The 10,339-nt window shown below is 69.9% G+C and carries 10 protein-coding genes; 7 read left to right on the forward strand and 3 right to left on the reverse strand.

All coding sequences use genetic code 11. From position 1 onward, the window contains the following. On the reverse strand, nucleotides 1-1,368 hold the full coding sequence (gene benA / locus ACWZJV_RS08045) for a benzoate 1,2-dioxygenase large subunit (protein WP_457180988.1): 1,368 nt from the start codon (nucleotides 1,366-1,368) through the stop codon (nucleotides 1-3). A 194-nt stretch (nucleotides 1,369-1,562) separates the two neighbouring features. On the opposite strand from benA, the gene ACWZJV_RS08050 reads away from it, so the two are divergent. Genes ACWZJV_RS08050 through catC form a run of 4 tightly spaced genes read left to right on the forward strand, consistent with a single transcriptional unit; the run spans nucleotide 1,563 to nucleotide 4,765 of the window. Then, nucleotides 1,563-2,474, forward strand: a complete 912-nt coding sequence (locus ACWZJV_RS08050) for a LysR substrate-binding domain-containing protein (RefSeq protein WP_008361949.1) — start codon at nucleotides 1,563-1,565, stop codon at nucleotides 2,472-2,474. Further along, nucleotides 2,471-3,574 carry a mandelate racemase/muconate lactonizing enzyme family protein gene (locus tag ACWZJV_RS08055; protein WP_457180991.1) on the forward strand — a complete coding sequence of 368 codons (1,104 nt, stop codon included), beginning with the start codon at nucleotides 2,471-2,473 and terminating at the stop codon, nucleotides 3,572-3,574. The genes ACWZJV_RS08050 and ACWZJV_RS08055 overlap by 4 nt, the downstream gene beginning before the upstream one ends. Before the next feature lie 37 nt (nucleotides 3,575-3,611). Continuing rightward, nucleotides 3,612-4,487: a catechol 1,2-dioxygenase gene (gene catA / locus ACWZJV_RS08060; RefSeq protein WP_457180993.1), complete on the forward strand. Its 876-nt coding sequence runs from the start codon at nucleotides 3,612-3,614 to the stop codon at nucleotides 4,485-4,487. Continuing rightward, nucleotides 4,487-4,765, forward strand: coding sequence for a muconolactone Delta-isomerase (gene catC / locus ACWZJV_RS08065; protein ID WP_008361945.1), 279 nt, complete (start codon nucleotides 4,487-4,489; stop codon nucleotides 4,763-4,765). The genes catA and catC overlap by 1 nt, the downstream gene beginning before the upstream one ends. Here catC and ACWZJV_RS08070 read toward each other — a convergent pair. Further along, a complete protein-coding gene (locus tag ACWZJV_RS08070; protein ID WP_457180996.1) occupies nucleotides 4,762-5,559 on the reverse strand; it encodes an AraC family transcriptional regulator in 798 nt (265 codons plus the stop codon). The two genes, catC and ACWZJV_RS08070, sit on opposite strands and share 4 nt — an antisense overlap. 85 nt (nucleotides 5,560-5,644) lie before the next feature. Between ACWZJV_RS08070 and ACWZJV_RS08075 the strand changes: the two genes are divergently transcribed. From ACWZJV_RS08075 to ACWZJV_RS08085, 3 genes are all read left to right on the forward strand, one after another. Continuing rightward, the gene (locus ACWZJV_RS08075) at nucleotides 5,645-6,328 is read left to right on the forward strand and encodes an alpha/beta fold hydrolase (RefSeq protein ID WP_457180998.1); all 684 of its coding nucleotides are present in this window, start codon (nucleotides 5,645-5,647) and stop codon (nucleotides 6,326-6,328) included. A gap of 47 nt (nucleotides 6,329-6,375) precedes the next feature. Then, nucleotides 6,376-7,083, forward strand: coding sequence for a dienelactone hydrolase family protein (locus ACWZJV_RS08080; RefSeq protein WP_457181000.1), 708 nt, complete (start codon nucleotides 6,376-6,378; stop codon nucleotides 7,081-7,083). A gap of 123 nt (nucleotides 7,084-7,206) precedes the next feature. Then, complete coding sequence (locus tag ACWZJV_RS08085; protein WP_457181002.1) at nucleotides 7,207-8,247, forward strand: isopenicillin N synthase family dioxygenase; 1,041 nt, start codon at nucleotides 7,207-7,209, stop codon at nucleotides 8,245-8,247. Here the strand turns inward: ACWZJV_RS08085 and ACWZJV_RS08090 are convergent. Continuing rightward, nucleotides 8,231-10,309 (reverse strand): MMPL family transporter, encoded by a 2,079-nt coding sequence (locus ACWZJV_RS08090; protein WP_457181004.1) that lies wholly within the window; start codon nucleotides 10,307-10,309, stop codon nucleotides 8,231-8,233. The genes ACWZJV_RS08085 and ACWZJV_RS08090 overlap by 17 nt on opposite strands. Between the last annotated feature and the right edge of the window lie 30 nt (nucleotides 10,310-10,339).

Raw genomic sequence — 10,339 nt, forward strand, 5'->3', positions numbered from 1 at the left:
TCACTTGCCCTTCTCGTTCGCGATGGCCGTACGCATCTGCTCGGCCCACTGCGCGTGCATGACCGGGTAGAGGCCCTCGTCCTCGTTCTTCGCGCCGGCCGAGATGACGCCCGGCATCTCCAGCGCCTCGGCGACCTCGTCGGGCCCGGTGAGCCAGTGCTCGGCGCCGCGGCTCATGTCGTTCCACGGCGCGGCGGAGGCCTGGTACGTCAGGTAGCAGGACCGGAACTCCTCCAGGTCGTCGGGCGTGGCCATGCCGGAGGCGTTGAAGAAGTCCTCGTACTGCCGGATCCGCCAGGCTCGCGACTCAGGGCTCTCGCCCTTGGGGGCGATGCAGTAGATGGTGACCTCGGTCCTGTCGACCGAGATCGGCCGGAAGTGCCGGATCTGGGTCGAGAACTGGTCCATCAGATACACGTTCGGGTAGAGCAGCAGGTTGCGGGAGCCCTTGACCATGAACTCGCCCTTGGCGTCGCCGAACTTCTCCTTGAGCGTGTCCATCTGGTCCCACAGCGGCCGGTCGGCGGGGTTGGCGGCCCAGGTCCACAGGCACAGGTGGCCGTTCGGGTAGGACCAGTAGCCGCCGCCGGCCTTGCCCCAGCTGCCGGCGTCGACGGTCTTGGTGGTGTTCTTCGACTCGCCGGTGTTGCGGCGTGAGGTGGTGGCGGCGTAGTTCCAGTGGGTGGCGGTGACGTGGTAGCCGTCGGCCCCGTTCTCCGCCTGGACCTTCCAGTTGCCGTCGTAGGTGTAGGTCGAGGCGCCACGCAGGACTTCGAGCCCGTCGGGCGACTGGTCGACGAGCATGTCGATGACCTTGACGGTGTCGCCGAGGTGCTCGTCCAGCGGGAGCACGTCCTCGTTGAGCGAGCCGAACAGGAAGCCGCGGTAGCTGTCGAAGCGGGCCACATGGGTGAGGTTGTGGGAACCCTCGGTGTTGAAGCTCTCCGGGTAGCCGGCGTCGTCGGGGTCCTTGACCTTGAGCAGCGTGCCGTCGTTGCGGAACGTCCAGCCGTGGAACGGGCAGGTCAGGGTCATCCGGTTGTCGGTCTTGCGCCGGCACAGCATCGCGCCGCGGTGGGCGCAGGCGTTGATCATGCAGTGCAGCTCGCCGTCCTTGTCGCGGGTGATCACGACCGGCTGCCGCCCGATGTAGGTGGTGAGGTAGTCGCCAGGGTTCGGCACCTGGCTCTCGTGGGCGAGGTAGATCCAGTTGCCCTCGAAGATGTGCTTCATCTCCAGCTCGAAGATCTCCTCGTCGGTGAAGATCCGGCGGTTGGCGCGGTAGATCCCGGCCTCGCGGTCCTCGACCACGGCGTCCGACAGAACGTTCTCGATGTGGCCCAGGCTCTCGGTGAGCGGTGCGGTCATGGTGATGCCTCCAACGGGTGACGGTGACCACACCTTCGCAAGGCAGTGGCGGTCGTCACACCAGGTGAATGCCCAGTTCCGACCTAGGCATCCATTGATCACTCGAATCAATCAATAGGCGCCTGTTTCGTCCTTGTTGTTTATCTATCCCCGGCTTAGTGTGGCGGTCGTCACCACCTGCTGAGGAGCGCTTCATGGAGCTACGCCACCTGCGGTATTTCGCCGCGGTCGCCGAGACCTGTCACTTCGGACAGGCCGCGGCGCAGCTGCACATCGCCCAGCCGGCACTCTCCCAGGCGATCCGCCAGCTCGAGTCCGAGCTCGACGTCACCCTGTTCACCCGGACGACCCGCCAGGTGTCCCTCACCCCCGCCGGCGAGTTCCTTCGCACCGAGGCCGCCCGGGTGCTCTCCGCCATCGACGACAGCGTCCGAGGCGTACGCCGCATCGGGGCCGGCCGCCACGGCCTGGTCCGCCTCGGCCTGACCGGCACCGCCTCGTTCTCGCACCTGCCGGGCATCGCCCGGGTGGTCAAGCGCGAGCTGCCCGAGGTGGCGCTCGAGATCCACGCCGACCTGCTCACGCCGGCCCAGTGCGAGCGGCTGCAGAGCGGGGCGCTCGACCTCGGCGTACTGCGGCCGCCGGCGATCGGTGAGGGGCTGACCCTGCGCACCCTCGAGGTCGAGCCGCTCGCGCTCGCCATCCCGGTCGACCACCGGCTCGCCGTCGAGCCCGTCGTGGCGCTGGCCGATGTCCGCACCGAGCCCTTCATCGCCTACAGCGCCCGCGACTCGGCGGTCAACGAGGCCGTCCTGCGCAGCTGCCGCGAGGCCGGATTCGTGCCGCGCCGCGAGCACGAGGCGCCGAGCACCGCGGTCCTGCTGGCGCTGGTCGCCGCAGGCCTCGGCGTCGCGGTCGTCCCGGCCTCGGTCCGTGCCCTTCCGCTGGAGGGCGTGGTCTTCCGCGACCTGCTCGACGCCGGCAGCGTCGAGCTCTCCCTCGCCTACCGCACCGACGACGACAACCCCGTCGTCGACGCCGTCATCGAGATCCTCGAGGCAGCCGACCTGTTCACCGCACCCCGTCTGGAAGCTCCCCGGTCATGAAGATCACCAAGATCGAGGCGATCCCCTTCGCCATCCCCTACCGCAAGCCGCTGCGCTTCGCCTCCGGCGAGGTCCACACCGCCCAGCACGTGCTGGTCCGGGTCCACACCGACGACGGTGTCGTCGGCATCGCCGAGGCGCCGCCGCGGCCGTTCACCTACGGCGAGACGCAGGCCGGGATCATCGCCGTGATCGACCAGCTCTTCGCCCCACAGCTCGCCGGGCTCACCCTGCTCGAGCGCGAGAGCGCCCGGGCCCTGATGGAGCGCACCGTCGGCAACCCCACCGCGAAGGCCGCCGTCGACATGGCCATGTGGGACGCCCTGGGCAAGACCCTCGACCTGCGGGTCGTCGACCTCCTCGGTGCCTTCACCGACCGGATGCGGGTCTCCCACATGCTCGGCTTCGACGGGCCCGAGGCGATGGTCGCCGAGGCGGAGCGGATGCGGGAGACGTACGGGATCTCGACGTTCAAGGTGAAGGTCGGCCGCTCCCCCATCGAGCTCGACACCGCCGTCGTCCGTGCGCTGCGCGAGCGGTTCGGCGCCGAGATCGAGCTGTACGTCGACGGCAACCGCGGCTGGACCGCGGCCGAGTCCGCCCGGGCGATGAAGCAGATGGCCGACCTGGACCTGCTCTTCGCCGAGGAGCTCAACCCGGCCGACGACGTGCTCGGGCGGCGCTGGCTGGTCAGCCAGGTCGACGTGCCGTTCATCGCCGACGAGTCGGTCCCGACGGCGGCCGACGTCACCCGCGAGGTGCTCGGTGGCTCCGCCACCGCGATCAGCATCAAGACCGCACGCACCGGCTTCACCGGCTCGCAGCAGGTGCTCCATCTCGCCGAGGGACTCGGGCTGGAGGTCGTGATGGGCAACCAGATCGACGGCCAGCTCGGCAGCGCCTGCTCGATCGCCTTCGGCGCCGCTCACCGGCTCACCTCCCGCCGCGCCGGTGAGCTCTCCAACTTCCTCGACATGGCCGATGACCTGCTCACCGAGCCGCTCGAGATCCGCGACGGCGAGCTCGCCGTACGTCCTGGTGCCGGCCTCGGGGTCGAGATCGATGCCGAGAAGCTCGATCACTACCGCACCGACAACTGAACACCAGACCGCACACCGCAACACGAGAGGACACACCATGACCATCGACCAGACCCTCGAGTCCGCCGAGGCTGCCACCGCGGCCGCCTCAGGTGCCTCCGCCACCGAGCGCTTCGCCGCCGACAAGTCGCCCTTCGAGGCCGTCAAGGACACCCCGCCGGAGCGCGTCGACCGGCTCGCCAAGCGCGTCCTCAACGCCGTCTACGAGACGATCCGCGAGGAGAAGGTCAGCTACGACGAGTACAACGCGCTCAAGGCGTGGCTGATCCAGGTCGGCAAGGACGGCGAGTGGCCGCTCTTCCTCGACGTCTGGGTCGAGCACGAGGTCGAGAAGGTCGCCACCGAGCACCGCGAGGGCAACAAGGGCACCATCGAGGGCCCCTACTACGTCCCCGCCGCCCCGGAGCAGGGCGCGAACGGCACCATCCCGATGCGCGAGGGCGAGTCCGGCACGCCGCTGACCTGGACCGGCACGATCACCTCGACCGACGGCACCCCGCTCGACGGCGCCAAGGTCGAGCTCTGGCACGCCGACGCCGACGGCTTCTACTCGCAGTTCGCTCCCGGCATCCCGGAGTGGAACCTGCGCGGCAGCTTCACCGTCGGGGCCGACGGCGCCTTCGAGATCCACACGATCCAGCCGGCGCCCTACCAGATCCCGACCGACGGCTCCTGCGGCAAGCTCATCGCCGCCGCCGGCTGGCACGCCTGGCGCCCGGCCCACCTGCACGTCAAGGTGTCGGCCCCGGGCCACGAGCTCCTCACCGCCCAGCTCTACTTCCCCGGCGACGAGCACAACGACGACGACATCGCCTCGGCCGTCAAGCCCGAGCTGGTGCTCGCGCCCGTCGCCAACGAGGACGGCTCCGTCAGCGTCGACTACGGCTTCGTGCTCGACCCGGTTCGCGGCTGATGCTCTATCACGTACGCATGGACGTCCGGATCCCGCACGACCTGGATCCGGACGTCCGCGACGACACGATCGCCCGCGAGAAGGCCTACGCCCAGGAGCTCCAGCGCGCCGGGAAGTGGCCCCACCTGTGGCGGATCGCCGGGGAGTACGCCAACTTCTCGGTCTTCGACGTCGAGTCCCACGACGAGCTGCACCAGATCCTCTCCGGCCTGCCGCTGTTCCCCTACATGGACGTCCAGGTCACCCCGCTGGCGAAGCACCCGTCCAAGGTGGACTAGGACCGCCTGCGATCGGCCTGGTAGCGACCGGGGGTGCTCCCCAGGATGCTCGTGAAGGCCGCGATGAAACCGCTCGGGGCCGCCCAGCCGCAGGCGTGGGCGGTCCGGGTGACGTCGTAGCCCTCCGCCAGCAGTACGAGTGCGTGGTAGATGCGGAGCTGGGTACGCCACTCGTAGAAGGTCATGCCGAGCTCGTTGCGCAGCAGCCGGCTGAGCGTGCGGGAGCTCGCACCGACCGACCTTCCCAGCTCGGTCAGGGAACTGTTGTCAGCCGGATGCTCGGACAGCCTCCGCGCGAGAGCCTGCAACCGATCGTCCTGTGGGTCCGGGAGGTGGAGCGGCTGCAGATGCACCTCTCGGAGCTCGTCGACCAGGACTCTGTGGAGACGAGCGCGCGCAGCCGAGTCGTATCCGGGGGCATCGTCATCGTGACGTCCGGTGAGGGCCAGCAGGAGCTCGCGAGCGAGCCCGGTGGCCAAGAACACGGCCGGTCGCTCCGGCATGCGTCGGGCCAGGGACGGCGGAAGAAAGACGATCCGCATGTCCGTGTCCCCGTGAGCCGTGTGCCGATGGAGGGTTCTGGCCGGTGTCCATGCGACCCGGTTGGCCGGCACCACCGAGGTGCCGCGGTCGGTGTGGACCGTCAGGACGCCCGTGGCGGCGTAGACCAGGTGGCCACGTACGTGGGTCTGCGCGGAGCTGGAGCCGCCCGACGGCCACACGTGCCGTCCACCCGACGGCCATGTCCGGGAGGTCACCACCGCCGGTGCGGGATCTTGGCGTGCAACAGGCATCAGCTGGCATTTTATCGGTAGCGAGCCATGCCGGCGGAGTGATGACCTGGTCCGGAACCCAACCGGTGACCCAAGGAGATATGCGATGGCAACGTTCGTGCTCGTCCCCGGCGCATGGCACGGTTCCTGGGCGTTCGAGACGGTGACCCCGCTCCTGGAGGCCGCCGGGCACACCGTGCATCCGCTGACCCTGACCGGTCTGCGACCCCAGGACGACGGCGCAACGGTGGCCCGCGCCAACCTCGACACCCATGCCGACGACGTCGTGCGGCTTCTCGAGTCCGCCGAGATCACCGAAGCGACGCTCGTCGGGCACAGCTACGGCGGGATGGTGATCTCGGCCGCCGCGGACCGGGCAGCCACCCGCATCTCACGTCTGGTCCATCTCGACGCCTATGTGCCGAACGACGGGGAGTCGTGCTGGTCCTTGACCACGGACGCGTACCGGCGGTCGTTCGTCGACGGAGCGGCAGACACGGGATACGCCGTCCGTCCGCCTGTCCGTGCGCCGCACGGCGGGGACGCCCGCCGTCGTCCTCATCCGCTTCCCTCGCTCGTGCAGAGGATCCGGCTCACCGGCGCCGTCGACCGGGTCCCACGTCGCGACTTCGTCTACTGCTCCGGGTGGGAGGACGACACCCCTTTCACCGGACTCCGCACTCGGCTCCGAGCCGAGCCGGGGTGGCGCGTTCACGACATCCCGACCGCCCACAACGCGATGCGGGAGGCTCCGAGCGCCGTCGCCGACCTGTTGATCGACCAGTCGTAGTCCGACGGGTCGTCCGACCTGCAAGGATGGGCGCCCGAGGTGATGAGATGTCGATGATCGACTATGCGGCGCCCGCCGGGCCGACGCGTGGCTACCTGGCGGTGCCCGACGGCGACGGCCCCTGGCCCGGCGTGGTCGTGGTGCAGGACCTGATGGGCGTGAGCGCGGACGTCCAGCGGATCGGCGACCGGATCGCTGCCAACGGCTACCTGGCGCTGACGCCGGAGCTCTACCATCGCGGCCCGAAGGTCGGCTGCGTCGTCAGCACGATGAAGTCGCTGGTGACCGGCAAGGGCACCGCCGTCGACGACCTGATCGCCGCTCGCGACCACCTCGTCGCCGACCCCCGCTGCACCGGCAAGGTCGGCATCGTCGGCTTCTGCATGGGCGGCGGCTTCACGCTCCTGCTGGCTCCGCGGGGCATCTTCGACGCCGCCGCACCCAACTACGGGGTGCTGCCGCGGGACCTGTCCGCGCTGAGCTCGTCGTGTCCGATGGTGGCGAGCTTCGGCGCCAAGGACCGGTTGCTGCCCGGCGCCGTGCACAAGGTCGAGGCGGCGCTCGCCGCGGGCGATGTGCCCCGCGACCTCAAGGAGTACCCCGAGGTCGGGCACAGCTTCATGAACGACTGGGGCTTCCCCCGTCCGGTTCCCACGCTGGAGCGGGTGGTCGGCTACAACTACTCCGAGCCCGAGGCGGAGGACGCCTGGCGACGCATCTTCGCCTTCTTCGACGAGCACCTCGGCCCGAAATAGCTCCGAAACGTCGGCGCTCTACTGTGGTGGTGCCCGAGTTCAACGGACAGCAAGGCCTCCAGGCCGGGAAAGCGGACACCTCCGGGCGAGACCAACCGTCTGCCCCGAACAAGGAGAGCACCCGTGAACACCTTCCACGTCCCCGTCGTCGACATCGCTGCGTACGTCTCTGGCGGGACAGCCGAGGAGAAGGCGGCCGTCGCGGCCGCGATCGACACCGCCTGCCGTGAGGTCGGCTTCATCCAGATCCTCGGCCACGGCGTCGCGCCTTCCACGGCCGAGGGTCTCGCCGCCGCCATGGACGACTTCTTCGCGCTGCCGACGGCGGAGAAGAGCCGCTGGCGCCGACCGGCCGCCGAGAACCGCGGCTACACCCCGCCCAAGTCGGAGACGCTCGCGCTCAGCGCCGGCGTGCAGTCCGAGACCCGGATGAAGGACTTCTTCGAGGCCTTCAACGTCGGCTCCTCCGTCTCCGACCACGCCGGTGCCGACCTCGTCGAGGCGCACTACGCGGAGAACACCTGGCCGGAGGTCCCGGACTTCCAGGTACGCATCGACGCCTGGCGCGCCGAGGCCGCCCGGGTCGCGCGCACCATGGTCACCATCTTCGAGGACGCGCTCGACCTGGAGCGCGGCGCGATCTCTCGCCTCGCGACGCACCCGATCGAGGTCCTCCGGATGAACAACTACGCCCTGCCCGAGGGCACCCGGGTCGAGGTCGACGAGGACATGATCGGGATGGGCGAACACACCGACTACGGGATCGTCACGATCCTCTGGGCCGACCAGGTCAAGGGCCTGCAGGTCCTCCACGGGGGCGAGTGGCACGACGTCAGCCCGGCCGACGGGGCGCTGCTGATCAACCTCGGCGACCTCACGACCAGGCTCACCAACGAGCAGTGGCTCTCGACCCTGCACCGGGTCAAGCCTCCGATCGTCGGTGGCACCATCCGGCGGCGCCGGTCGGCTGCGTACTTCTTCGACGGCGACGCCGAGGCGGTGATCGGTCCGCTGCCGGGGTTCGTCGACGACGAGCACCCGCGTCTCTACCGCGACGTCACCGTCGACGAGCACATCGCCGCCAAGCTCGCCGGCTCCCGTGCCGGAGTCCTCAACGCCGCCGCGGATCGCGAGGCTGCCCGGGTGCTCACCGCGGGTCGCTGACCGCCTCCGCGGTCTCCCTGGTGCGCCGGCGAGCGATCGCCGCCGGCCACCAGATCCGGTCGCCGACCAGCGCGAAGACCGCGGGCACGACGACGGTGCGGACCAGGAACGTGTCCAGCAGGATGCCCAAGCCCACGATCAGGCCCACCTGGGTCAGCGTGATCAGGGGCAGCACACCGAGCACCGCGAACACCGCGGCCAGCACGATGCCGGCGCTGGTGATGACCCCACCGGTCAGCCCGACCGCCCTGACCATCGCATCGACGGTGTCGTGCTCGGCCGCCTCCTCCCGGGCACGCAGGACGAGGAACACCGTGTAGTCGATGCCGAGGGCGACCAGGAACAGGAAGGCGTAGATCGGTGTGCTCATGTCGAGGGCGGGGAACCCGAAGACGTGGGTGCTGATCCAGGCGCCCAGGCCGAGGGCGGCCAGGGTCGCGATCACGCTGATGGTGACGAGCACCAGCGGCGTCACGATCGACCGTAGCACCACGAAGAGCACGAGCAGCACGACCAGCAGGATCAGCGGCACGATGACCATGAGATCTCGCTCCGCACCGTTGCGGCTGTCGAGGTCCTTGGCCACGCTGCCGCCGACGAGCGCTCCCGATCCGGCCAGCTCGCTGCGCATCGTCTCGATCGTCCGGATGCTCTCCGGGGTCGCCGGAGCGGCGTCCAGGGTCGCGGTGATCTTCGCCAGGTCACCGCTCTCGCCCGAGGGACGTGCGCTGTCCACGCCGTCGATCCGGTTGACCTGCGCAAGCACCGCGTCGGCCTGGTCGGCTCCGACCACGATCGTGACCGGATCGGAGGAGCCGGGCGGGAAGTGCTTCGAGAGCGTCTCCAGACCGTCGACGGACTCGGCCTGGACCCGGAACTGGTCCGTCTGCGACAGCCCGACCTTGACGCCGAGAAGACCGGAGGCGAGTACGCCGAGGATCACCGCGGCCACGGCCAGCACCGCCGCGGGGCGGCTCACGACCGCGCGGGCGATCCGGAACCAGACGCCGTCGCGGGACTTCTCGTCGTCGCCGTCGCGGGGAACGAACGGCCAGAAGAGGCCCCGGCCGAACAGCGACAGCGCGGCAGGCAGCGCGAACAGGGCGAACAGCAGCGCCACGAGCAGGCCGATGGCGGCCGAGATCCCCAGCGACCGGCTGTTGGGTGCGACGCTGAGCACCAGCACGAGCAGCGCGAGCACGACCGTGAGGTTGCTCGCCACGATCGCCTCGTCAGAGCCACGGACCGCGGCCGCGAGGGCATCGCGGTGATGCGCATGCCGGCGGAGCTCCTCGCGGTAGCGCGAGACCAGCAGCAGCGCGTAGTTGGTGCCGGCGCCGAAGACGAGCACGCTGGTGATCCCCGAGGTCGAGCCGTCGAGCCCGCTGCCCGTCCAGTCCGCGACGATCTGGGTGACCACCGCGGCGGTGCGGTCGGCCACCGCGACCACGATCAGCGGCACCAGCCACAGCACCGGCGAGCGGTAGGTCAGGATCAGCAGTAGCGCGACCACCGCCGCCGTGACGAGCAGCAGCCGCAGGTCGGCACCCTCGAACGCCGAGGAGATGTCGGCGGCGAAGGCGGCACCGCCGGTGAGCTGGACCGTGAGACCGTCGGGCCGGTCCTCGTCGACCGTCTCGCGCAGGTCGCCGACCAGCTCGGTGAGATCGAGTCCGGTCACGTCGGCATCGACGTCGATGGCGACGATCACGGCCTCGCCGTCGGACGCCGGGATCGGCGGGGAGACCTCGTTCCCGGTGATCTCGGCCCAGCGCTGCGCCACCTCGGCGATCCAGGCCCGGTCATCGGCGTTCAGCCCACCCGTGCGCTCGACCACGGCGACCGCGGGCAGCACGTCGCCTCCCGGAAAGCTCTGCTGGAGCTCCGCCACCCGGGCCGACTCGGCGTCGGCCGGCAGCGGGTCGGGCGCCGCGCTGGTGGATCCCAGCGACGATCCGAGGACCATCACCGCACCGGTCAGGACGACCGTGATCACCAGGACCACCCAGGCCGTGGCCTTGCTCGTGGTGATGTGGGCGAGACGTGCCAGCGCGGACCGCATGGTCGGGCCTTTCCTTGGAGTCGGGGGTTC

The sequence above is a fragment of the Nocardioides sp. WG-D5 genome, from assembly GCF_054031175.1.

Coding starts and splice junctions, on each gene's coding strand:
- benA (WP_457180988.1), bottom strand. CDS start 1,368: ATGACCGCACCGCTCACCGAGAGCCTGGGCCACATCGAGAACGTTCTG.
- ACWZJV_RS08050 (WP_008361949.1), top strand. CDS start 1,563: ATGGAGCTACGCCACCTGCGGTATTTCGCCGCGGTCGCCGAGACCTGT.
- ACWZJV_RS08055 (WP_457180991.1), top strand. CDS start 2,471: ATGAAGATCACCAAGATCGAGGCGATCCCCTTCGCCATCCCCTACCGC.
- catA (WP_457180993.1), top strand. CDS start 3,612: ATGACCATCGACCAGACCCTCGAGTCCGCCGAGGCTGCCACCGCGGCC.
- catC (WP_008361945.1), top strand. CDS start 4,487: ATGCTCTATCACGTACGCATGGACGTCCGGATCCCGCACGACCTGGAT.
- ACWZJV_RS08070 (WP_457180996.1), bottom strand. CDS start 5,559: ATGCCTGTTGCACGCCAAGATCCCGCACCGGCGGTGGTGACCTCCCGG.
- ACWZJV_RS08075 (WP_457180998.1), top strand. CDS start 5,645: ATGGCAACGTTCGTGCTCGTCCCCGGCGCATGGCACGGTTCCTGGGCG.
- ACWZJV_RS08080 (WP_457181000.1), top strand. CDS start 6,376: ATGTCGATGATCGACTATGCGGCGCCCGCCGGGCCGACGCGTGGCTAC.
- ACWZJV_RS08090 (WP_457181004.1), bottom strand. CDS start 10,309: ATGCGGTCCGCGCTGGCACGTCTCGCCCACATCACCACGAGCAAGGCC.